At 50.5% G+C, this 23648-nt stretch carries 24 protein-coding genes; 19 read left to right on the forward strand and 5 right to left on the reverse strand.

All coding sequences use genetic code 11. The features are described from left to right. Positions 1-46: 46 nt before the first annotated feature. The 9 genes from IEX98_RS18090 to IEX98_RS18130 are packed head-to-tail and all read left to right on the forward strand — an operon-like array spanning position 47 to position 9254. A complete protein-coding gene (locus IEX98_RS18090) occupies positions 47-1225 on the forward strand; it encodes a glycosyltransferase family 4 protein (RefSeq protein ID WP_188890605.1) in 1179 nt (392 codons plus the stop codon). Between the two features lie 25 nt (positions 1226-1250). Next, positions 1251-2117: a glycosyltransferase family 2 protein gene (locus IEX98_RS18095; protein ID WP_188890606.1), complete on the forward strand. Its 867-nt coding sequence runs from the start codon at positions 1251-1253 to the stop codon at positions 2115-2117. A 35-nt stretch (positions 2118-2152) separates the two neighbouring features. Next, positions 2153-3361: a glycosyltransferase family 4 protein gene (locus IEX98_RS18100; RefSeq protein ID WP_188890607.1), complete on the forward strand. Its 1209-nt coding sequence runs from the start codon at positions 2153-2155 to the stop codon at positions 3359-3361. Then, positions 3358-4476 carry a glycosyltransferase gene (locus IEX98_RS18105; protein WP_188890608.1) on the forward strand — a complete coding sequence of 373 codons (1119 nt, stop codon included), beginning with the start codon at positions 3358-3360 and terminating at the stop codon, positions 4474-4476. Before IEX98_RS18100 ends, IEX98_RS18105 begins: the two co-directional genes overlap by 4 nt. Positions 4477-4530: 54 nt before the next feature. Continuing rightward, positions 4531-5478, forward strand: coding sequence for an aldolase (locus IEX98_RS18110; RefSeq protein WP_188890609.1), 948 nt, complete (start codon positions 4531-4533; stop codon positions 5476-5478). Then, complete coding sequence (locus tag IEX98_RS18115; protein ID WP_188890610.1) at positions 5475-5777, forward strand: lasso peptide biosynthesis PqqD family chaperone; 303 nt, start codon at positions 5475-5477, stop codon at positions 5775-5777. The genes IEX98_RS18110 and IEX98_RS18115 overlap by 4 nt, the downstream gene beginning before the upstream one ends. Before the next feature lies 1 nt (position 5778). After that, complete coding sequence (locus IEX98_RS18120) at positions 5779-6249, forward strand: lasso peptide biosynthesis B2 protein (protein ID WP_188890611.1); 471 nt, start codon at positions 5779-5781, stop codon at positions 6247-6249. Continuing rightward, the gene (locus tag IEX98_RS18125; RefSeq protein WP_188890612.1) at positions 6246-7430 is read left to right on the forward strand and encodes a nucleotidyltransferase domain-containing protein; all 1185 of its coding nucleotides are present in this window, start codon (positions 6246-6248) and stop codon (positions 7428-7430) included. Before IEX98_RS18120 ends, IEX98_RS18125 begins: the two co-directional genes overlap by 4 nt. Positions 7431-7454: 24 nt before the next feature. Continuing rightward, positions 7455-9254 (forward strand): ABC transporter ATP-binding protein, encoded by a 1800-nt coding sequence (locus IEX98_RS18130; protein WP_188890793.1) that lies wholly within the window; start codon positions 7455-7457, stop codon positions 9252-9254. Positions 9255-9366: 112 nt separating this feature from the next. Here the strand turns inward: IEX98_RS18130 and IEX98_RS18135 are convergent, their stop codons facing one another. After that, a complete protein-coding gene (locus IEX98_RS18135) occupies positions 9367-9498 on the reverse strand; it encodes a paeninodin family lasso peptide (protein WP_188890613.1) in 132 nt (43 codons plus the stop codon). 276 nt (positions 9499-9774) lie between these two features. On the opposite strand from IEX98_RS18135, the gene IEX98_RS18140 reads away from it, so the two are divergent. Genes IEX98_RS18140 through IEX98_RS18185 form a run of 10 tightly spaced genes read left to right on the forward strand, consistent with a single transcriptional unit; the run spans position 9775 to position 20160 of the window. Next, on the forward strand, positions 9775-10908 hold the full coding sequence (locus IEX98_RS18140; protein ID WP_188890614.1) for a hypothetical protein: 1134 nt from the start codon (positions 9775-9777) through the stop codon (positions 10906-10908). Then, complete coding sequence (locus tag IEX98_RS18145; protein WP_229692263.1) at positions 10898-12136, forward strand: CpaF family protein; 1239 nt, start codon at positions 10898-10900, stop codon at positions 12134-12136. Before IEX98_RS18140 ends, IEX98_RS18145 begins: the two co-directional genes overlap by 11 nt. Then, a complete protein-coding gene (locus tag IEX98_RS18150) occupies positions 12133-13011 on the forward strand; it encodes a type II secretion system F family protein (protein WP_188890615.1) in 879 nt (292 codons plus the stop codon). The genes IEX98_RS18145 and IEX98_RS18150 overlap by 4 nt, the downstream gene beginning before the upstream one ends. A 13-nt stretch (positions 13012-13024) precedes the next feature. Then, entirely contained in the window at positions 13025-13888 is an 864-nt protein-coding gene (locus tag IEX98_RS18155) for a type II secretion system F family protein (protein WP_188890616.1), read from the forward strand. A 45-nt stretch (positions 13889-13933) separates the two neighbouring features. Beyond that, entirely contained in the window at positions 13934-14128 is a 195-nt protein-coding gene (locus IEX98_RS18160) for a Flp1 family type IVb pilin (protein ID WP_308421806.1), read from the forward strand. After that, the gene (locus IEX98_RS18165) at positions 14100-14819 is read left to right on the forward strand and encodes a TadE/TadG family type IV pilus assembly protein (protein WP_188890617.1); all 720 of its coding nucleotides are present in this window, start codon (positions 14100-14102) and stop codon (positions 14817-14819) included. Before IEX98_RS18160 ends, IEX98_RS18165 begins: the two co-directional genes overlap by 29 nt. Positions 14820-14843: 24 nt before the next feature. Beyond that, positions 14844-17093, forward strand: a complete 2250-nt coding sequence (locus IEX98_RS18170) for a TadE/TadG family type IV pilus assembly protein (RefSeq protein ID WP_188890618.1) — start codon at positions 14844-14846, stop codon at positions 17091-17093. After that, on the forward strand, positions 17059-18024 hold the full coding sequence (locus IEX98_RS18175) for a TadE/TadG family type IV pilus assembly protein (protein WP_188890619.1): 966 nt from the start codon (positions 17059-17061) through the stop codon (positions 18022-18024). Before IEX98_RS18170 ends, IEX98_RS18175 begins: the two co-directional genes overlap by 35 nt. Positions 18025-18027: 3 nt before the next feature. Further along, entirely contained in the window at positions 18028-18543 is a 516-nt protein-coding gene (locus IEX98_RS18180) for an A24 family peptidase (RefSeq protein ID WP_188890620.1), read from the forward strand. Positions 18544-18555: 12 nt separating this feature from the next. Further along, positions 18556-20160, forward strand: a complete 1605-nt coding sequence (locus tag IEX98_RS18185) for a DUF6382 domain-containing protein (RefSeq protein ID WP_188890621.1) — start codon at positions 18556-18558, stop codon at positions 20158-20160. A 112-nt stretch (positions 20161-20272) separates the two neighbouring features. On the opposite strand, the gene IEX98_RS18190 is transcribed toward IEX98_RS18185, so the two are convergent. From IEX98_RS18190 to IEX98_RS18205, 4 genes are all read right to left on the reverse strand, one after another. After that, a complete protein-coding gene (locus IEX98_RS18190; protein WP_188890622.1) occupies positions 20273-20857 on the reverse strand; it encodes a hypothetical protein in 585 nt (194 codons plus the stop codon). Between the two features lie 756 nt (positions 20858-21613). Then, positions 21614-22516 carry a TIGR01777 family oxidoreductase gene (locus tag IEX98_RS18195; RefSeq protein ID WP_188890623.1) on the reverse strand — a complete coding sequence of 301 codons (903 nt, stop codon included), beginning with the start codon at positions 22514-22516 and terminating at the stop codon, positions 21614-21616. 21 nt (positions 22517-22537) lie between these two features. After that, on the reverse strand, positions 22538-23059 hold the full coding sequence (locus tag IEX98_RS18200; RefSeq protein ID WP_188890624.1) for a hypothetical protein: 522 nt from the start codon (positions 23057-23059) through the stop codon (positions 22538-22540). Positions 23060-23135: 76 nt separating this feature from the next. Then, positions 23136-23573, reverse strand: a complete 438-nt coding sequence (locus tag IEX98_RS18205; RefSeq protein ID WP_188890625.1) for a DUF2621 domain-containing protein — start codon at positions 23571-23573, stop codon at positions 23136-23138. Positions 23574-23648 lie beyond the last annotated feature (75 nt).

Below are 23648 nucleotides of genomic sequence, written 5' to 3' on the forward strand. Positions count from 1 at the left end.
TCATTTGTGATCACCCTATATCGATCAGAAAGAGAGAGAAGCGACAATGAAGCTGCTATCGACAGGATTGGGCTGGAATGATCTGCAGCCGGGCGGGCTGAACCGGTACTTTGCCGATTATACGGCCGCCATGAAGGATTATGGGCATGCAGAGCTGGGATTTGTCGTGACGGAGAGCGGAGACCAGCTGTTGACGGAGCTGAATATCGTAGAGGCAGCTTCTGCACAAACACCGCTAATCACCCGAATGAGATCGCTGAGACAGAAGACCCGTCAATCGGTAGAAGTGTTTCAGCCAGAGGTGTTTAATCCGCACTTCGCGCCCTATGCGGCAATGGTGTCCAGAGCTGTCTTGCCGCAGCATGTGCCGATCGTCACCCATTTTCACGGACCTTGGGCATTGGAATCGAAGGTGGAAGAGCATCACCGTTCCCCTCTGATGAGAGAGTCTCGTTATTGGCTGAAGAAGCAAGTTGAACTCATGACTTACCGCCGCTCAGACAGCTTTATTGTCCTTAGCGAATATTTCCGGGATATCCTGACCGAACAATACGGAATGGAAGACAAACAGATACATATTATTCCGGGCGCGGTGGAGCATGAGAAATTCAAGCCGCATCCGGACCGGGAAGGACTAAGAAGAAAGCTTGGCGTACAGCCTGAGCAAAAGCTCTTGTTCTGTGCCCGGAGAATCGTTCGCCGAATGGGTATTGACCGATTAATCGAGTCGATGACTGCGATTGTGGAGCAGCATCCCGATGTTCGTCTGTTCATTGCGGGAGACGGGGCGATGCGGGAGGAATACAGCCGGCTCGTGGAAAGACTTCAGCTTTCCGATCACATCAAGCTGCTGGGAAGGGTGTCAAACGAGGTTCTGGTGGAATGGTATCAGGCAGCCGACTTTAGCATCGTGCCTACGATAACGTTGGAGGGATTTGGGCTTGTCACCGTAGAATCGCTGTCCTGCGGCACTCCGGTGCTCGGTACGCCTTTTGGCGGAACAAGAGAGATTCTAAGCAAGCTGTCGACGGACCTATTGTTCGAGGATGGATCGTCGGAGGCGATGAGCAAGACGATAACAGCGGCTTTGGAACAAAGACTGAGCTTGCCTTCCCGTGAACAATGCAGGGAGCATGTCTTGCAGCATTACACATGGGATAGAGTGGCAGATGCCGTTACTCAAGTGTTCGAAGTTGAGCTGGAGAAAAGGAAGCGATTCCGTTAGTTAGCCAATGGGAGGTAGCTAGGCCATGAGTATTCAACTCAGTATTTGCATTTGCACGAGAAATCGTCCCGAGGATTTGGAGAAGGCGCTGCTCTCGATCGAACAGTCCACCATACCCGCATTTGAAGTCATCGTATCTGATGACAGTACCGATCTTCGTACAAAGGATATGGTTGCGTCTAGCTTTCCGCAAACGGTGTTTATCGAAGGTCCGAGAAAGGGACTTGGCCCGAACCGCAATCATGTGCTGCAGCGCGCAACCGGAACGCATCTTTTGTTTATGGATGATGACATGGAGCTGGGGACGGAATGCATCGCGCGGCTAGACAGAAGGCTGGAACAGGTGGAAGCGTCCCGCAGAGATAAGGTGATTCTGACCGGTATCGAATATGGCCGAAGCAACGATAAAGTGTATCCGAAGGATCAATCGTTTCTAGGGTTTCAGACCAAGCTGTACGACCGGTCGGAGGGGCTGAATACGCTAGTAATGGGGAGCGCGATTTTCCCTTGTGAATTGTTTCAAACGGTTCGCTTTGATGAGCAATTGGTGTACGGGTATGACGAGGTCGATTTTTCGACGCGAGCTGTAAATAGCGGCTATGAAATTATATTGTGCGAGCAGGCCTTTATTAAGCATAACAGTTCTCCGGTCAATCGTGATTATTATAAACCGGTCATTGAAGCTTCCAGGTTTTACGTGACTTTCAAACGATATACGTACACCGAGAAGCTTCCCGTTAAAGGCTGGATGTTCTTATCGCTGGCTTGCTGTCACTTGCTGCTGAGCGACTTGAAGCATAAAGGGCTGCCGGGGCTTAAGGATGCGAGAAGAACGATGGGAACCTCTTTGACCTATATTCGGAATTACCGGCAAACCGAAGCCGGGCATTAATTCATTGTGCACAAGGAAGAAAGGACGCGATACCGATGAGAATCGCTCTATATAATCATACGAGCGAAGTGAGCGGCGCAGAAATTAATTTGCTGTTAACCGCAGCTTACATGCCGCAAACTTCATTTGTACTGTATGCGCCGGAAGGCGAGCTGCTGGAGCGGGCTCGAAGCCAGGGGATGGAGACAGTTGCGCTGCCGGGCTATAGTGCGAGACTGTCGATGAATCCGATTCGCTTGGTCAAAGGAGCGGCCGGTATGGCGCTTGCAGGCTGGCGATTTGCCTCTATGGTTAATAAAGCGCGGCCGGACGTGATTCATGCCAACTCGGTACGTGCCGGCATTATGGCGTCGATGTTTCGCTGGTACCACCGGATTCCGCTTGCTTGGCATCTTCACGACATGCCGCCGAAAGGAATCATTGGCGGGCTAATCCGCTTGCTGGCGGCTGGTACGACACAGGCATTAATTGCGATCTCGCAGCCTGTGCTGGAGGGGATGAAGACCAGAGCGCTGGAGAATCGCATCCATCTTGTTCATAATGGCGCGGTACTGAAAGAGCAGGATGAGCTTGCAAGAAGGTACAGCAAGAAGGAGCTCCGAGGCGAGCTTCAGACGCCAATGGAAAGCGGGGTACTTGTCATTGTCGGGCAAATCACGCCGTGGAAGCGGCAGGAGGATGCGATTCAAGCGCTCCATGCTCTGCTTCTGGACAATCGCGATCTCTATTTATGGATCGTGGGAGAACCGAAATTCCGTTCAGAGAATGAGGTTTATTTCGAACGGTTGAAGCTGCTTGTCTCTATTCTGCATATGGAAGACCGTGTACGATTTACCGGTTTTCGCGAGGATATCGACGAGATTTGCAATGCTGCCGATATGCTGCTGCTATGCTCGGAGAATGAGCCCTTTGGGCGGGTCATTATCGAAGCGATGGCGAAGGGGACGCCAGTCGTTGCGACAGACGGCGGCGGCGTATCGGATATTATTGAGCCTGGCATAAGCGGTTTGCTATATCCGGCAACGGATACGAAAGCTCTCGCCGCCAGTATTGGAAGCGTGTTGGACGATCGCAAGCTGCGGACTACGCTAAGCGTTAACGGCCGCAAGCGGATCGAAGCTTTCTTTTCCATTGAAGGGGCAGCCGAAAAGCTGGAGCATGTGTACGAAGACATCGCTCGAACAGGCCAGAGAACAGGTGTAAATGTGAAGCCGGTTGAACGAGCGAGGGGGATTGCCAAATGAATAGTCCCAGAGTAGCCATTGTTCATGATTATTTGAATCAAATGGGCGGAGCGGAGCGGGTAGTGGGTGTGCTGCACAAAATGTTTCCCGAGGCGCCGATCTACACGACGATCGTTGATCAGGATAAGCTGCTTCCGGAGCTGCGATCGGCATCAATCATTACGACATGGATGCAGAGGATTCCGCGGATAACGAGCAGCTTCAAGCTCTATTTCTGGCTTTATCCGCTTGCAGTCCGATCGATAAATGTTAGAAATTACGACATTATCGTCAGCTCCAGCAGCGCCTACGCCAAAGGGGTGCGCAAGTCGAGGGATAGCGTGCACGTCTGCTATTGCCATGCGCCGATGCGATTCGCCTGGGATTTCGACAGTTATATGGATCATACCCGGATGCCGAAGCCTTTGAAGGCGATAGCAAAAGCTTTTACGATGCCGCTGCGTGCATGGGACAAGGCGAATTCCAAGCGGGTGGACAGAGTGATCGCTAATTCCAACGTCGTTAAAGACCGGATTAAGCAGTATTACGGACTAGACGCAGCTGTCGTCTATCCTCCAGTCGATATAAGCCGCTTCTCCATTGCAACCGGGCAGCCGGATGATTACTTTCTTATCGTCTCCCGCCTAGCCTCCTACAAGCGTCTTGATATTGCAGTGGAGGCTTGCACGCGGTTGAATAAGAAATTGCTCGTCATCGGAGATGGGGATGACCGGGAGCGGCTGGAGCAATTAGCAGGGCCAACTGTTTCCTTCCTGGGCCGAATAGACGATAAAGAGGTCGTTTCCCATATGCAGCGATGCAAAGCGCTGTTGTTTCCCGGTCTGGAGGATTTCGGCATTACTCCGCTGGAAGCCAATGCTTGCGGCCGGCCGGTTATTGCATATCGCGGAGGCGGTGCGCTGGATACGATTGTGCCGGAACTTAACGGGATCTACTTCGATACGCAGACGACGGAGTCATTTGCCGAGGCACTGGAAAGCTTCGACAAGCATGTATGGAATGCGGATGCGATACGCGAACATGCGGAAAAATTCAATGAGCGCCTATTTACAGAGAAATTGCTCCATTTTGTAGATTTTACAATAAAAGAGCGAAAAAAAGATACAATTCGTTAATTTTTTATGCTATAATTGCTACAATTAGTATCATTTAAGGGGGCGATTGCTCAGATGATGGATGGTCGTACAGGTATAGATAAGCGGCACTATCTGGCATTTGGACTGCGAATTGCTAGTGATTTTGAACTGCCGGAACTGCTGAGCGTTAATGAACCGGATTTTGAACCGGATTTTATCGTGGAATGGGCGGATTTAACCGCTCTTCGCAATGAACTGGATCCGGATCGTCCCTTTGCGGTTAAGGGGAACGAGATGGTGCTCGGCTTGGATAAAGCGGCGACCTACCGGATAACGGGCGGCAGCCGTATTCAGATGATGCCGGCGGAAGGGGCCGATCCGCGGGATTATCGGATTTATTTGCTGGGCCTCGGTTTCGCGTTTGCATTGTTTCAGAGAGGAGCCATTCCGCTGCATGGCAGTGCCGTCGTTATCGAAGGAAGGGCTTACGCTTTCGTTGGGGAATGCGGTGCTGGCAAATCGACCTTGGCAGCAGCTTTTTTACGTCAGGGCTATAAGCTGCTAAGCGATGATATCGTTCCGGTTACGCTTGGAGCAGGGGAGAACGGCCCGGTCGCGCATCCGGGATTTCCGCAGCAGAAGCTGTGGCAGGAAAGCCTCGATTTTTTTCAAATGAATGCTGCGCATTTTAATCCCATCGGGGATGACTACGAGAAGTATGCCATACCGGTTGCAGATCAGTTTCACCAGGAGTCAATGCCTCTGGCTGCGCTATTCGAATTAGAGGCGGCAGAAGACAGCGAGACTGTCGAATTGAAGCCGCTATCCAAGCTGGAACGCATGCAGTTGCTCTATATGCACACTTATAGCGGTGCGTTGCTGACGAAGCTGGATTTAAGACCCTGGCATTTCCAGATGTCTTCGACTATCGCATCACAGGTAGACTGCTACCGGTTGAAACGTCCGAAACACGGCTTTACAGCAGATTTGCTCGTGAATGAAATTTTAAATGTGGCGATGAAAGGAGAGCTGGTGCAATGACAACACCATCCGGTGTTTTTGCAGGTCAGACCGTAATACGAGCGGAGGGCTTTCTGGTCAGCGATATGGGCGGCGATAAAGTCATGATGAGTGTCTCGACCGGGAAATATTACAATTTAGGCCAGACGGGCGGGCGGATATGGGAGCTTCTGTCAGAGCCTTCTACGTTAGAAGGGCTGGTCGATGAATTGTGCACGGAGTATGAAATCGACCGTGAGGCTTGCGAGCGTCAAGTGACCGCCTTTCTGGCTCAATTGACAGAGCAAGGGCTCATTCAGATCCGGTCTGACGAAGCTTAGCATGGCGGGCAGGGTCAACAAATGGCTGGCGTCCGATCGCCGGACGAAGCTGCTGCTGCTGGAAGCCTACTGGTATTTGGGCTGGGCCCGGATCGTGAAAGCGATGCCGTTCTCGAAAGTAGCTCCCTCCCTTGGCGTAGCGATGGAAGAGACGGCTTACGTCTCCTCCCCCGATCATGAGGAGGCTGCTCGAATGATCTCATGGACGCTGCGCGTTATGAGCAGATATACGCTATGGGAGAGCAAGTGCATGGTAATGGCGATTGCCGGTATGAAAATGCTGGAGAAACGGGGCATTGAAAGTACGCTTTACCTGGGGACAAAAAAGGATGACAGCGGCAAAATGACCGCGCATGCGTGGCTCAGGGCGGGCGCCTTTTATGCAACGGGGGCGGAGATTATGAATGAATATACAGTTGTAGCCATGTTCGCCAACGATGCGACTGTGTTCAAAGGGGAGAGATTGGGATGAGCAGCCCGAATGCGCTCGACAAGCGTTCCTTTTCGAAGGAATTTAATATGCTGCTGTTACTGTTGCAGAGCGACAGAACCGTTACCTTTGAAGAGGCGTGGGAGCAGTCGCAGCAAATAGACTGGAATGAGTTTTTATTCTATGTCGGCTATCATCACGTCAATCCGGTTGTATATCCTCTGCTCAAGCGGCTGAATGACGAGCGGCAATTTGTTCCTCCGGCCATTATGCAGAAGATGAGTCATCGTTTTATGAAAAATACATATGAAATGCTTCATCTGCGCGGAGAAATGGAGCGTGTCGTACAGCTTCTGGAAGGAAAGGGCATACGTTCGCTAATGCTGAAGGGCCCGACGCTGGCCGCTCTTCTTTATGGCGATATATCGGGACGAACGTCCAAGGATCTCGACATTCTTGTATCGAAGGCGGACATGAAGCTTACGGAAAAGCTGCTGATGGAGGAGGGCTACCGTCTCAGCGAGGATACGCCGCTGCTGCTTAATAATACGGAGCGCAAAACCCATCATCTCTCTTATTTTCATTATGAGAAAGGGATTGAAATCGAGCTGCATTGGCGGCTGAATCCCGATACGGTGAAGGAGCCGGATTTCGAGGCATTATGGGCCAGGAGGCAAGTAAGCACTCTGCACCCTTCGGTTCATTCGCTGGGCAATGAGGATTTGTTTCTTTACCTCGTGCTTCATGGAACGAGACATGGCTGGTCCTGCTTGCGCTGGCTGCTCGATATCGATCGTATCGTCGCCAAACCGCTGGAACGGGATACAATACAGCAACTGCTGCAGACCTATCGCGGCCGCGACCTGATCGGCCTTGCGTTCGTGCTTGCTCAAGGTTTGCTTGGGACGAAGCTGCCGGATGCTCTAGCGTCATTGTCTGCCTCTAACAAGGGGGAGAAGCTTGCTCCCTATGTGCTGATCTTTATGCGGGAGAGGGCGATCCTGCATCCCAAACCGGAGAAGCGGGACATTGCGATTTATTACAACCGCTATATGCTGGCTACGATGCCGTTCAGTCAGAAGGGGCTTTACTTGCTAAATAAGATTTATCCAAGCTCCTGGGATGCAGAGGTTCTGCCGCTTCCCAAAGCGCTCCATTTTCTCTATTTTCCGCTCCGCCCGTTTCTGTGGATATGGAGGCAAGTGAAGCGGCAGTCCATTTAAGGAGGCTTTTCCAACGTGAAGGCAATGCGCATCCTATTGAAAAAGCTGTACGCTGTAGCCGGCAGCAAGGTGCTGCTGCATCTGACGCTTATGCTGCTGGTCAGCTGTCTGGAAGGCATCGGCATTTTTTTGATCATTCCACTGCTTAGCATTATTGGTGCTTTCGATATGAATGTCGATGCGGTGCCGTTCGTCGGTTCGGCAATGAAGGCTTTGGAAGAATTGAAGATCCCGTTGAATTTGCCGATCGTGCTGGCGGCTTACATTTTGCTCGTCGGAGGACAGGCGCTGCTGCAGCGAAATCAGACGGTTCTTTCTGAAAAAATATCGCAGAAATATGTGAAAAGCTTGCGGGTCGAGACACATCGCTCCCTCCTGAGGGCGAAATGGGAGTTTTTTCTGAAACGGAGAAAATCCGATTTCAACCAGATGCTGTCTACGGAATTGAACCGGGTAAGCCGGGGCATCGATTTGTTTCTGATGTTAATTTCCTCTGTGGCGTTCACGGTCATTCAGATCGGCTTCGCCATGTGGCTCTCGTTCCAGCTGACGGCCATCATCATCGCAAGCGGCCTCGTGCTCTCGCTTGTATCCCGCAGATTTATTCGCAAGTCGGCACAATACGGGCAAGAGTCCTCCCGGCTGTTTAAAAGCTATTTCGCTGGCTTGAACGACCATTTCGGCGGAATGAAGGATATTAAGAGCAATCAGCTCGAAAGCTCCCATATTTCATGGTTTCAGACACTGGCGGGAAAGATCGAAACCAACTATTTGCGCGCTTATCGGCTGTATGCGAATTCGCAGCTGCTCTACCGGGTTTCCTCTGTGCTGCTGATCGCCGTATTCGTCTATTTCTCCATAACGTTTCTTCATGTGGCTGCGGAACAGCTGCTGCTCATCGTCCTGATCTTCACGAGGCTGTGGCCGAGGTTTATCTCGATTCAGTCCAGCCTGGAACGTCTGGTGTCGGAAATGTCTGCCTTTGAGTCGCTGACTACCTTGCAGCAGGAAAGCGACGAGGCACGGGAAGCCGATGAATCGCTGGATGACGAGGCGATCGCTCCACTTCGGGTGGAGGGAAGCATTGCATGCAGCGGGATCCACTATTGCTATGACGGCTCAGAAGGAGCGGAAGAATCGGAAGTTCACTACGCTCTGAAAAACATTAATATTAGCATTCCTGCCAATCAGATGACGGCGATCGTCGGCAAATCGGGTGCGGGGAAAAGCACACTGGTCGATTTGTTGATGGGGCTGATCAAACCGATTTCCGGTAAAGTGCTGGTTGACGGAAAAGAACTGACAGATGAGCGTTTGTACGGACTCAGGCAGTCTATCGGTTATGTGGCGCAGGATCCCTTTCTGTTTCATGGCAGCTTGCGCGATAATTTGAAGCTGGTTGTCCCGGAGGCAACGGACGAGCAGATGTGGGAGGCCTTGTCTTTCTCGGCGTCCGAGCAATTTGTCCGAAATTTGCCGCAGGGGCTGGATACGATTGTGGGAGACCGCGGAGTGAAGCTTTCCGGCGGAGAGCGGCAGCGCATTGTGCTGGCGAGGGCGATACTGCGTAAACCTTCCATTCTGGTGCTGGATGAGGCAACGAGTGCGCTGGATAATGAGAACGAATTGCGGATCAAAGAGGCGCTTGAGCGGCTTAAAGGGAAGATGACCATTATCGTCATTGCTCACCGGTTGTCGACGATTCGTAATGCTAACCAGGTTATCGTGCTGGAAGACGGGGAAATCGTTCAGCAGGGCGGGTATGCACAGCTCTCTTCTGAACCGCGGGGCGTGTTCCAAAGGCTTTTGGCGAACCAGTCTTAAGAGCAGGGCATTGCAGGCTTGTAGCCTCCAATGCTTTTTTTTTATTTACGAGACAAAAAATAAACCCTGGTTCCTCTCTGAGGAGGAATAGGGTTTACTTTTACGCTTTTTATTACCAAGGCCAAGGCCACCAGCCGCCGCTTTTCGGTGGCCAATGTAAAGTTTGAGTTTCAGCATCACCCTCGTCGAATGTCATTTTCACATCCAACGTTTCCAGTTCAGGAGCTTCCCATTGCTTTTTCATTCCGGTCACCTCCTTTCAATTGGATCTGGCAACTCATATGTATGAGCTACGTTACGTTTCTAAGTATAGCATATGTGATACGATTTGTATCTATTTTTTCTAATTTTTTTCAGATTTTTAGAAGGAAATTGATGGTTGACGAATCGATTGGACCTATGGTAAATTTTAGTCAATCTATAACGGCAAATACGGAAGCACCGTAAAGGGCCGCAGGTAACTGCGCCTTTTACGGTGCTTTTTTGCGTTTGTCCGATGCATTCAGGAGGAGGTTAAGGATTGAAGCTGCAATTGGCAATCGCCGTCAAGGAACAGGAATATGCGAGACGGCTGGCGGATTACATCCGCGACAGCCCGTTCGGAGGGAAGTGGCAGCTAACGGCTTTTACTCATCCGGAAGCTTTTGTTCATTTCTTGAAAGGGGGGTACCCTGTTGATTTTATAGCCGCACAACCTTCGATGCTGAAGACTGCGGAATCCTTTCTTCCCAATGTGCCTACGGCTGTGCTGGTAGGAGGAGATGGCGGAAGCGCTGAATTTCCGGAGCTGCGGCAATTTCAGCCGCTGCCCGAGCTTCTGCACCGGATTGCCGCGCTTTACGCTGATTCCGGCGGCATGTCTAGGCAGAAGGCGGAGGAAGGTGCATCCGTCCTGGCGGTATATTCAGCCTCTGGAGGTGTCGGTAAGACGACTTTATGCTTGCAGTTGATGAATGCAGCGGGGGCAGCAGGCTACCGCGCCTTTTATTTAAACCTGGAGCGCTGGAATGCCATGGAGGCTTGGTTAGGCAAAGAGGCAGGCTCCTCCGAGGGCGAAGGATTGTCGCAGCTGCTTTACTTGCTGAAAGCCCAGCCGGAGAAGGTCAACGGCTGGCTGCTCCAGCATCGCAAGCGGCATTCTGCGCTCAAGGGTGACTACTTGCCGGCCTTCTCCAATGCCGATGACCGCATGACGCTTCAGGCAGCGGATGCCGAGGCAATCGTTAAGGCCGTCGCCGCTTCCGGTCAATACGACCTGATCGTCATTGATATGGATGAAGCGCTTGATGAGCTCCATGTTGCACTCTATGAACGAAGCGATCAGATTGTTTGGCTGCTGACCGATGATCCTTCCGTCAAACGGAAGAGTGAACTGGCATGCCGGTATGGCTCGCAGCGTTGGGGCAGCCGGTTTCAAGCGGTTGAACGGCGCTTTCAATTTGTTGTGAATCGCCGTTCCGGAGGGAGCGGTGAGCGGCTGCCGCAACGAGATTGGAGTGAGGCCAGACCGATCGCTGCAGCTTTGCCGGAATGCGAAGCGGGCAGCATCCAGCCGCAGTCTGTCATAGCTGCCCCTCAGTATAAAGCAGCGGTAGAGCGGTTATTCCGGCAACTGATGAAGGAAGGAGGGGGAGACAGGCTTGCTGACGGATGAGATCGTCCTTGCGCTGAGAGAACAGATTCGTGCTCAAATCGATTTTGGAGGGGCGGTTTCCGACGATAGGCTGATGGAACTGGTAGAGCGCAATGTATTCCGCTGGTGCGAGGAGCACCCGCTCACCGTTTCAGAGAAAGTAAAGCTCGTCCGCCGGCTCTATCATTCCTTCCGTGGACTTGATATTTTGCAGCCGCTGATGGACGACCCGACCGTAACGGAAATTATGATCAACCATCATGCAGAAATCTTTATTGAAAGGAGCGGGCATGTCTCTCTGCTTCCTGCTGCCTTCGAGAGCCGGGAGCGGCTGGAGGATCTTATACAAGCCGTTGTGTCGAGCGTCAACCGTGTCGTCAATGAATCTTCGCCGATTGTTGATGCGAGGCTGAAGGATGGCTCCCGTGTCCACGTCGTGCTGCCGCCGGTAGCGCTGCGCGGACCTTCAATGACGATAAGGAAGTTTCCGGAGCGTCCGTTAACGATGGAGTCGTTCGTTGCCGCCGGCTCTATATCCGCCGAAGCGGCCCGGTTGCTGCAACTGCTGACGCAAGCGCAATATAACCTGTTTATTAGCGGCGGTACGGGGACGGGCAAGACGACATTCTTGAATGCATTATCGCAGTTTATAGCCAAGGATGAGCGCATTGTGACGATAGAGGATTCGGCCGAGCTGCAGATCCGCAGCGTTCCCAATCTTGTATCACTGGAGACGCGGAATGCGAATACCGAGGGCAAAGGAGCGATTACGGTCCGAGAGCTCATTCGCGCTTCACTGCGGATGCGTCCGAACCGGATCATTGTCGGCGAGGTTCGGGGCGGAGAGACGCTTGATATGCTGCAGGCGATGAACACTGGGCATAGCGGATCGATGTCCACTGGCCATGCTAACGGAGCCCGCGATATGATGGCACGTCTGGAGACGATGGCGCTCTCGGCGGCCGATATGCCGGTGCAGGTCATTCGTCAGCAAATCGCATCGGCGCTGGACATTGTCATTCATCTGTCCCGGTTCCGAGACCGCTCCAGGCGTGTGACGGAAATTAGCGAAGTTGTTGGCGTCGAGAAAGGGGAGATCAGCGTCGTTCCGCTCTATGTATTCCATGAGGAAGGCGAGGAGGACGGCAAGGTAATCGGCAGCTTGAAGCGTACCGAGCACATACTGCGGCACCGCGACAAGCTGCGGATGGCGGGCTTGGCGGATCGCTTGGAAGGGGAGGGACAATGAGTCGTACGGTCAGGACAGGAGTACAAGCTGCGAAGCTTCAGAATAGAAAGAAAGGTCAGTCGGCGAGAGTAAGAGCGGGACTTGCGTGGATGGGATATACGGATGCTTCCGGCGCAACTGGCGGGGCAGCTTTATTACAAGATTATAACGAGTACAGACTAACGATCCGTCAATTCATTATCTCTGCTGCAGCAGGCTGGTGCATCGTTTTTGCAGCTATCTATTTGATTTATCATTCCATTGTTGTATCGATTGTGCTTGGTTGTATCGGCTGCTGCGCTCCCAGGCTGTATAAGGCATCTTTGCTTCGGCGGAGGAAGGAGAGGCTGAAGCTTCAATTCAAAGAAGCATTGTATTCGTTGACATCATCGCTTGCAGCGGGAAGGTCTGTTGAGAATGCATTTGTCGCTACGATTGACGATCTGAAGCTTTTATATCCTGACCCTCGCACAGAGCTGTTGCGCGAATTTATGATCGTCAAGCACCGGCTCGACCATTCGGAGCCGCTGGAGCATGCTTTGCGCCAATTCGCGGAGCGGGCGTATATTGACGATATTACGCAATTTGCTGAAGTATTCGCCGTTTGCAAACGGTCTGGCGGCGATCTGGTGGAGGTGATGAAACGAACGTCGCAGACGATTGGAGAGAAGCTTGAGGTGCAGCAGGAAATTGCCGTCATGGTCGCGCAGAAACGGTTTGAGGCTCGGATTATGATGGCTGTTCCCTTTGCGTTTTTAGGTTTTCTTAGCGCGGCAGCTCCGGACTACATGGCGCCGCTCTACGGAGGTGCCGGATATGTACTATTAACGGCCGGCATGGCGGTATTGGGTTTATGCTTCTGGTTCATTCAAAAAATAATGAACATTCGAGTATGAGGAGGGATGAGAAATGGCGGCAGTCCCGCTGATTCTTATGGCGGCATGGCTTGTCCTGCTTGGAAGACCAACCTTAGGAAGGCTCATCCGGCTTGGAAAAAATCGGCGAGCGGCAGGCAACGCTAAAGATTGGCTGCTAATCGATCCCTTTGCTAGCGTGCTTGAGAGAAGCGGCATCTATGAGCAGATCCAACTCCCGCTTAGCAGCTATCACGCAAAGCAAGTTGTGCTTCGAGGTCTAGACTGGCCGTTCGAACAGACGAAGCGGCTGCTGGCAGCCGCTGCTGCATATGGTTATGCAGCCATTGCCGCTTGTTCGCTTCTCGCTTGGCTGGCGGAAGAAATGACTTTAATGGCGATGGGGCTCATTATCGGCGTCGTACTATTTCTCCGCCCGATGCTGGAAGCGGGAAGATTGATCGAGCGGCGCAAACAGGCTGTTATTCTGGAGCTGCCGGAGCTGCTAAGCAAGCTTATGCTGCTCGTCGGAGCAGGCGAACCCGTGATGCAGGCTTTGATTCGCTGTCAAGAAGGCAAAGAAGCCCAAGAACATCCCTTGTACAAGGAATGGGGCAAAGTTGTTCATTCGCTAAGCAATGGGGAATCATTCACCGTTGCTGCCGAGAGGTTTAATCGGAGCTGCTCGGTACAGGAGGTATCTGTTTTCACAACGGTATTGCTGCTCAATTACCGGAAAGGCGGCGAGCATTTCGTGCTCGCGCTGCGAGAGCTTTCTTATTCGCTTTGGGAAAAACGCAAAGCGGTGGCTCGTTCACGAGGTGAAGAAGCTTCCTCCAAGCTGGTGTTTCCGCTGGTTGGCATTTTGCTCGTATTAATGGTTTTCGTTGCGGCGCCAGCCATGTTGATGATGGGTTAGAAGATAGGATTGCTATTAAATGATAAGCAGAGAGGAAGATTTAAGATGAAGATGATGAAAAAAGCAGCGGGGGCCATGCGTTCATTTTGGCGCTCGGAAAGCGGTCTGGGCACGCTTGAAATTATTCTTATTATCGCTGTCGTTATCATTATTGCATTGCTCTTTAAAGACTGGATTATTGATTTAATAGAGAATCTTATGGGGAAAGCCGATGAGCAAGCTGATCAAATCTTCAACTAGATCCGTGTGGCTCCGCCAACTGTGCTGTGAGCGGGGAAGCTTTACGCTGGAATCCGCCATCGTATTTCCTGTATTGCTGGTGATGGTATTAATTTTCATTCTGTTTGCCGTCTATCTTTATCAGCAGACCATGGTCTATTATACGGCGTCGGTTACGGCAGAGAGGACAGCCTACAGCTGGGACAATAGCAACCGAAATACCCGCAGCGGCATAGTAGAGGGTGACGCCTATGACGGGCTGTATTGGAGGGTTGCCGAGGATCAGGCGCTGCAATCATTATTTGGGCTTTCTACAGGAACGGCCCCTGATGAAGTAACGCTGCAACTGCCATCAACGGGAGAACGGGAGAGCATGAAATTGGCGGCCCGGAAGCTGGCGGGAGGCTCTTCTTGGCTCGGGGAAGGAAAACTGGCGCGGTTTCAAGGGTCAATTGCTTACGAGCGAGGATTATTGAAGCGAGAGGTGAAAGTGAGTCTCAAGCAGCCGATCTCGCTTGTTCCCTTGGAAAAGATGCTGGGCCGTACGGAGCCGAGAGCTGTCGCAAATGCCAGCATCGTCGATCCGGTTGAGTTTATCCGAACGGTCGATTTGGTACGTTACTACACAGAAAAGTTTAGCTCAGTTTGGGGAGGAAATGAGAAAGCCGGTGCTGCCAAGACATTGGGCAAATACAGCGGGCAAGCGAATTAATCAGGCGGTAGGGGAGGAGCTGCAGTGCGGTTTACTACAAAGGCTAGAAGCTTATTCTATCGGACGGATGGCGCAGTAACGGTGCTGTCGGCGATGATGATGTCCTCACTGCTGTTATTTTCAGGCGTGCTTATTGATTATGCGAGAATGGCTGCGCTGCATAAGGCAGCCGAGGATGCGGCGAGGGCAGGAACGCGCTCCGTTCTTTCCGCATACGACGGGGAACTGTATGGAAGGTATGGCCTGTTTGGCCGCGGAGGCACCGAAGGCGATTCGATTTATGAACTTGTCGCAACAGCCAATCTGGAACGAAAAGCTAAAGCTTCAGATCCGGCCATGCGTCTCGTTCAACCAGAGCTTGTGTCGGCGCATGCCAATGCTTCCGAATATCTTGGCACTCACCGCATATTTAAGAGGCAGCTCATGGAAGAGATGAAATATAAGGCGCCTGTCGACTTCACACTGGAGCTGGCCGCAAAGTTTGCCCCAATGGCAGGTCCTCTCAAGGAGGCGTCGATCACGGTCGATTTGCTGGAGAGGCTAAGAAAGCTCTATGAGCAGCGTGAAGCACTGCTGCAAAAGGTGCTTGATTGGCAGAGGAAAGCCGCACACAGTATTGAAGAAAGCGACTTGGCAAAGCTGCTTCCCGAGGAAGGCTCGCGATCAATAGGAGCGAACACTTCGCAACAGCTTGCGGCAGAGCATGCTCAGTATGCCGAATGGGTGAGAATCGATGAGGCATTGGCCGAAGCGGGCAAAGCGCGTAAATTCACGAGGGAGATAGAAGATTATGTGAGACGGGCAAGGGAACTGGTCAAGCAGCTTGACCAAATTCGCTTGAAAGCAGGAAGCGAACATGACGCGCTTTCGGCCAAGGGTACAGAACTGCTGGAGCAAGCCAGAACGGTTAACGAGCAAATGAAGCAAGTGGCCGAAGAGGTTGAACGGCGGGCCAAGGATGACGGATACGACCGCGTTGCGGGACAAGACATTCCCGGGGCCGATGCGAGCCATGACTCTACGATGACAGAGAATGAGCTGAAGGACGTACAGGAGTCTGCAGGTGACTTGGTGCTGCCGGAGGATTTTTTCGCCGAATATCGATTAGAGCTGGATGGCCATGCTGCGGCCTATGAAAGGCTGGATGACTTGATCGAAAGCTTTAATGCTTCTTTGTCAGAAGCGATACATTCTCCTGAATTAGACAGCTCCAGCAGCCAGCTGATGACCGGTGTCAACAAGCTTATTGCCGGTTATGGCCGTTACAGCAGTGAGTATATGGGGAGCAGCTCCATCGTGGAGCAGCGCCAGCGAAGGTCGAATGATGATCTGAAGCAAAAGAAAAAGGAGCAGGAGAAGAAAGCGGATTCGCTCTGGCGGCAGGCTCGCGCGATGCTGGAGGGGATGAAGTCGCTGCCGGAGGAGGACGAGAACAAGACACAATTTCAAGAGGTAAAGCGGCGGTACGAAGCTAATCTGCTGTTTAACCAACAGGAAGCTGGAGCAGAAGAGGCTGGAGGTGCAACGGGCGGGAAGGTGGCAAACGATGCGCATGAGCAAGCAGAGTCTTCCGTTTCTTTAATGGGCAGCTTGTTTGGCGGAATGGCCGATACGCTGGAGAAAACGAGAGATTCTGTCTATGCAGGTGAATATGTCCTTTCAAGATTTTCCGCTTTCCAGCCGCAGCACTTGAAGTCAATGATTACGGACGGAGATACGGAGTCGCTAAAACAATCACTCGCTTTGCAAAATCAGGAAGCGGAATACATTTTATACGGTTTTTATCAGCCTGCGGCAAACGTAGCAGCGGCTTACGGTGAGCTTTTTGGAGCGCGGATGGCCATTCGAACGATGGAAGGGCTTGTACAATGCAGATCGGTTGGTCATCCTCTGCTTATTCTCACCTGCTCATTAATTTACGGCTTGGAAAAAACGATGGAGGACTTCGTTGATTTTTCCAATCGAGGAGCAGCGCCCTTATCGAAGTATGCCAAAGTTGATATTTCGTATACCGATTACTTGAGGCTATTCATGCTTATGCATGGCGGAGCGGACCGGCCTTCGAGGCTTGCACGAATGATTGCCGTTATCGAGCAAAATCGCGGAATTACGCTCTCGTATGTGCCAACAGCTGTAACTGGTGAGGTACAGGCAGCGGCAGAGCTTTGGTTTTTGCCGGGTGCGTACAAGATGATTGGCGGTTTTGGATTTCTGCAGGGAAAGGTTGTCGACGGCCGATATGAAACGACGCAGACGGTGGGCTGGTCTTATTAGCTTGAAAGGCAGGGAAGGCGAGCGCGGCAGTATCGTTGTGGAAGCGGCGCTTGTGATGCCCATATTATTAATTATGCTGCTTGTCTTTATCGTGCTTGTCCGGCTAAATGCAACGCAAATGGCGCTTCAGTCTGCAGCATCGCAGACGGTAAGGCAAATGGCGGCTCATATTTATCCTGTAGATTTGGCCTATCAGCAAGTGGAGCATAAGCTGCCGGAGTTTACTCCAGCGAATGCGCCCTTGTCGGACTGGGGGCAAATCGCTGTCAAAGCAGCAGAGTGGCTTCCCGATCCTGCCGGTGCGGCTGCTGCGGCTGTGTTCCAGGGCGATTGGCAGCCTTTAGTTGATATGGCAGCGACCGAATTAGGACGGTCAGCTATAGAGCCAATGCTGCAGCATTATGCAGACGAAGCTGTTATCAATAAGGAGCGCATCAAGCTCTCGCGCCTCGGTTTGCCGGATTTGAAGCATAAGCAGGAGCCTTACTTAACGATCGAAGCTGAGTATGATTTTCCGATGAGCATCCCCTTTACTGGAAAGAAGATACGACTTCGCGAGCAAGCTTCGGAGCGGGTGTGGATAGAAGATGCAGTGCCTGCCTTTGATGGGGGAGATCATGGCGAAGCTGACATTATACCAGTGCAGATCATCTCGATTGAGCCAACACCGCTTCGACCCGGATTGAAGGCTACAGTTGTTGCGCTCACTAAACCCGGGACCAGCGTATCGCTCGAAGTCCAATATAAAAGCGGGAAAAGCACAGCGAAGCATCTCGGGGATGCGACAGCTGACGCTAACGGCTATGTGCAATGGACTTGGCATGTTTCAGGTAATACAACCCCAGGCATATGGGAGCTGACGGCAACCTCGGCCTCGGGTGAGAAAGTATCCAGACATTTCAGCGTAGAAAAGAAACCGAAGGGGGGATAATGCTTGCCCATTCCGATAACAATTCCGTTTGCTGCTGCAGCCGTCCTGCTGGCTGCGGCGCTTTATACCGATGTTCGTTCCATGCTGATACCAAATCGGCTGACATTGTCTTTTTTTGCAGCGGCTATCGTTTACCGTTTGATTGACGGTGGCTGGAACGGATTGCTGCAAGGTGCTTTGGGTGCCGCAGCAGGGTTTGTGCCGTTGCTGCTCTTGTACGCTGCCAAAGGAATCGGGGCCGGCGATGTTAAGCTGTTCGGAGCTTTAGGCGCATGGATCGGAGTGCCGGCTGTGCTCTATGCACTTATGTACGCCATTTTGTACGCTGGCGCTATTGGACTAATCTTTATACTGCTGCAACGGCCTATGGCCAAAAGAATGATCGCCGCCGGGCTATCGTTTTTGCTGCAGGGAGGAAAAATTCGCCGGGGGCAGTGGGCAGCATGGGCTGAAGGCGGGCGCAGCTTCCCGTTTATGCTTGCGGCAGTGCCGGGTGCCATTACGGCATTTTTGAATTAAGGGGGAAAACGAATGGGTGCATTTAAAATCGATTTCTCCATGAACCGGGGACATGAAATGATCATTGAACGGGAGCCTGCTATTCGCCGGGAGGAACTGGATGAGATTGAGGTTCAAATGCTGATGAACAGCAAAATTCCAGGTATGCTGCCAATGAACTGGTCGGATATGGATGGCATGATTACCTTTCGCTACAATTTGGCGGGCCGGAAAATGCTTTCCCACCGCCTGCAAATGCAGCGTTTGTCTATGGAACAATTTTATACGCTTTTGCTTGCGGTTGTTGAAGCGCTTGGAGAATGCAGCCACTATATGCTTCGGCCTGAAGGCTGTATGCTCGGAGATCAATACCTATTCATTGGAGAGCAATTGAATGATATTGGTATTGCCTATTTGCCGATTCAGGAGCCTTCGGCTGCAGACTTGCTTTTGAATGGCGGTTCATCGGGGCATGGGGATCTATTGGCTCTCATCGTTCGTTGGACTTCCTTTGTCGGGCAGCTCGACGGGGAAGGACTGCAGCGCCTGCTCCAACATTTCAACGATAAGCGCTGGCCACTTGCCGAGCTTCGTGCTGAGCTGCTGGAATTGTTAAGCGGGCCGGATCGCCTTGCACAAGCTTCTCCGGTTAAGGAAAAAGTGAATAGAACATCTATAGGAAGCTTACGGGAAAGAAACGAGGATAGCGAGTATACCGATTGGCGTGCAAGGAGCGAAGACGTATGGAATAAACATATTCAACTTGAGATGGAGCCCTCAGGGAGCTTAAATGATGCTGGCGGAGGGGATAGTTCTATAAATGGAAGAGGCTTCCCAGCGGCGTTCAACGAGGAAATAATAGATGATACGGATGAAGCTGCCCATACTAGTTCGATCAAAAAACAATGGGTTTTCTCTGCTGTTGTTCTCGTAGCGGTCGCCTTTGTCTGGCGGTTCTTATACCTGCCTGCTCAATCGAAAAACAGCTTATACATTAGCCTTGGATTATCTTTAATAGGAGCGGCTATTGTTGTGATGATATGGCTTAGAAGCCCAGCTCTATCTATGCTGTCTGAAGACGGCGGGGATGATGATTTTATTCCCGAATCCGGTCCGCTGGCCCATTCCTGGCCCAAGATTGCTGCTTCCGAACCGGCCGTTCCTCGGGATGTGAGAAAACAGCTTCATTCTTCTCCCCCGAGAATAGCGGAGCCACACAACGAAGCCAGGATTGCGGAAACAGCAGTTGATTCTCAGCCAATGAGATCTAAAGCCGACGCGACCGTATTGTTGGATCATCCCCATGTACAGCAGGAAGGAGGGCTCAGACTTTACCGGGAGTGGGAAGGAAAGAGAGAATGGCTCGACTGGAACGGAGAGCGATTTACTGTTGGCAGAACCGGTGAGCAAGTGGATTACGAGGATGGAGCCGCCGGCATTTCCCGGCTACACCTGGAAATTGAGTGCAAGAACGGAGTCTATCAAGTAAAGGATCTTGGTTCGCGCAACGGAAGTCTATTAAACGGCCAGTCGATGATCGCCTATAAGGTCTATCCGCTAGATTCGGGAGACGGTGTTCAGTTGGCAGGGGCAAATGGTCCAAAATATGAACTAGTACCTTTTAACGGAATTGAATAAGATGCTGTATACAGTAGGAAATTAGAGATTATTTCATTAAAAAAGTGGGAAAACATTTCGATTTACAGACTACAATAAGAAGACGCTATGACCTAGCGTCTTCTTATTGTCTTCAGTGAGTATTATTTTTTAAGTAGCTCTCTAATTCATCAGATGGCGTGGCAGAGACCTTGTAGTAGTCTTCAATCCTTTTATTATCACTATCATAGGAGATTTTAATGTACATTGTTTTATATATATGGATTGAAGTTTGGTCAATCTTACTCGGATCAAGTATGAATGCTCTTGCTAGGCTAGCACCTTGGACTTTACCGCTAGGAAGAATATTCAATTTTTCATCATTATGAGTATTGGTTTGAAATACATTACTTGTATTTAATTTTTGTAACATGCTTGGTTCTAAATAAAATGACATAATAACATTATTCATAGGTATTTTAGGTTCTTGTATAAAAGTTTCATACTCAATTCGATCAGCATCTTCATCATTGAGAAGTTTAATACTATTAGTTAGTTTATAGTTTGATGGGTCTACTTTGTTGAAATTATTTTTGTTAATAGCTTCAATGAGATCCTTCTCTTCGGACGTATATGTAACCTCATTTGCTAAAGAATTCGAGTTCGATTTATTGTTTTGACAGCCTAATTGTAAAGTTATCAATAAAAGAATTATTGAATATAGGAAAGTTTTTCTCATGATGCACCTCATCTTAGAAAAGAGACCTGTGAATAAACTCCCAGGTCTCTTTGGAATTTTTAAACCTAGTCCATCCAGTCTTCGTCGGAATATCTCTTGTTTTGTAAGTAGTTAAGATATGCTTGGTTAGTAATAAAAGCATGATCATTGTAATGTGGAGCAGATTCAACTTTTACAGCAGAATAGCCAGTAGCAGGTACGAAGTCTTTAGTTGCTTGACGAGTATTTTTGTTTTTATCCGTATAATAGCCATAATAGTGCTTGTAAGAATTGCGATTTGTACTTTCAAATAACACATTCCATGTATTGTTGTAGTATACCAAACCTTGCTTGGTTGGGAAGTTATATGAAATCATCGTCTTTGCTTTTGCTGTCTTTTGAATGTCAATATCCCCATGACAGTTGTATGTTGTTATTTGAAGTTCACCAAACTCAACAAATCTCCTTTATCGTAAAAATTAAACAACAACAAATTAATGATAATATAATTATGTGGGTTATTAACCGAAAATGTATTTTGTAATTACCGCAATGGAAATTTCATCATATATTTAACAAAAAAATGCAATCAAATAAGTGCTTTGTAATATTTTTTCTTATGGAGAAGTCCGTTGATGATATTTAATTAATTTTTGCAAGGGCCAATGGTACTGATTAAGGCTTGAAGCATAACAGGGGCAATAGGAGGGGAAGAAGGTTAAAAAATGGGATAGACCCGGTTGAAGGGCCTATCCCATTAATAGTTAATAGATGATGCTAGGAACCTGCCAATTCCTTCATCGCGCTGTCGACATCCGGGTAACGGAATTGAAAGCCCAGTTCCAGCGCCTTGCGCGGGATGGCGCGTTGACCGTCTAGCAGCAGCGAGGACATTTCCCCAAGCACAGTCTTCATGAGGAAAGCAGGGACAGGAAACCAATGCGGCTTGTGGAAAGCTTTCCCGAGTGCCCGGCCGAAATCTTCATTGGTTACCGGCTCAGGCGCAGAACCGTTGACAGGCCCTTGTACCCCGCGATTGTCCAGGCAAAAAAGAATAAGCCGGATCATATCCTCCAGGTGAATCCACGAGAGCCACTGCTTTCCGCTTCCGATCGGTCCGCCGCCATATAACTTATAAGGTAGCGCCATAAGCGGGAAGGCCCCGCCTTTTTTGTTCAAGACAACCCCGACGCGGAGCTTGACGAGCCGTTCAACTTCGATGGCATTGGCTGCTTTTTCCCATTGCCTAACGACGCCGGACAAGAAGTCGGTCGTATTCATCGGACTCGACTCATCGAAGGTTTCGCTTAAAGAGCTGCCGTATGCAGAAATGCCGGAGGCGTTGACCACGACCTCCGGCTTCTGTTTAAGTTCTTGAACGATGCGTGCGACGCGGGCGGTTGCATGAAGTCTGGATTCTAGCACGCGTTGTTTGGCGGCTGCTGTCCAACGCTGATTGATCGATTCTCCCGCCAGATTGACTATGGCCTGAACACCCTCCAGCTTGGAGGGCTGCTCAGCTAGTTCGGTCCATGTCGTATAGTACAAACCTTTGGCTGTCTGAGCTCCTGGAGTTTTCGCGGTTCTGGAAATAATCCATACCTCATCCTGCCGTTCAAGCAGCGCTTTTACAAGCGCTGTGCCGACGAATCCCGTTCCCCCTGTAATCGCAACCCGCATCCGCCACTCATCCTTTATCGACTAAAGTTTCTCCAGCTTGTTTAAGTAAAGCAAAGTCACGCCATCGATATTCTTTTCGGTATATTCAATTTTAATTTTATCATCGGGTTTGAGCTTGTTCAATGTGTCGGTAAAGGTATCGGTAATCTGCAGAACGAGTGGGTCTCCGTCCACAGTGACCTCGATGCTAGTCGTATCGATTTGTCCGCCGTATACGCCTTCTTTGGCAAGTGCAGCCGAATTATCGGGGCTATTGCTGCCTTTATCTGTGTTTGCCGGAGTATCCGGGGAACCCGTCTCGGTATCCGTTACGCCATTGCTTCCATTGTTGCTGCCGTTTTCTGCGTTTCCGTCGTTTTCGGAATCGGGCGTTGGCGAAGCATCGCTAGGCTGTTCAGTTGCTTGGTTCTGATTCGACTCATTGTTCTGGTTCGGCTTTTCCGTATTGCCTGATGCGCAAGCTGAGGCTGTCAGCATGATAGCCAGAAGAACGGCGCTTGTTGCAACTACGCCTTTCTTTTTCTTTCTCTTTGTTGTATTCATAACAACCACCTCCTGTCCTTATTAACGAAAAGGAATGCTTTAGGTTACATTTTTTCGTCAATTCTAGACCATAGACCTATTTATTTAAAAGATGACTGTAGGGTGCGTAGTCGATCCCTCTGCGTTCGAGAAAGCTAACCAAGCTGCGGTAGTCGCGTTTTGGCGTAGCGCGTATGTAGCCTTCAATACAATGGTCGCGAGTGACCTCATTGGCGCCGTAATCAATGGCGACTTGGCCGATTTTGGCTGCTATGGAATGTTTGGCAATATCGCGAAAGGCGGTGGGCACAGGAGACACCAGCTCATCGAGAAAATGCTTCGACTCCTCCGTCCACATGCTGCGGCTTCGTTCCACCCAATAATTTTGCCAATCGAGCTTGGATTTGCCATCGCGCTGCGGGAGCACCTTCAGAAATTTACGGAACATGAAAAATCCGCCGATGGCCATGGCTCCAACCATGACAACCGCCCAAAAAATGATGAAAAACATAAACCAATCTGGAGCTGATTTCATCTTATCCCTTCACCTCAGCATGAATTATACCGTATTCCTAGATTTATTTCGACATTCCTTGTAAAATAAGGTTTG

It is taken from the genome of Paenibacillus radicis (ex Gao et al. 2016) (genome assembly GCF_014641555.1).
GTDB lineage: Bacteria > Bacillota > Bacilli > Paenibacillales > Paenibacillaceae > Pristimantibacillus > Pristimantibacillus radicis.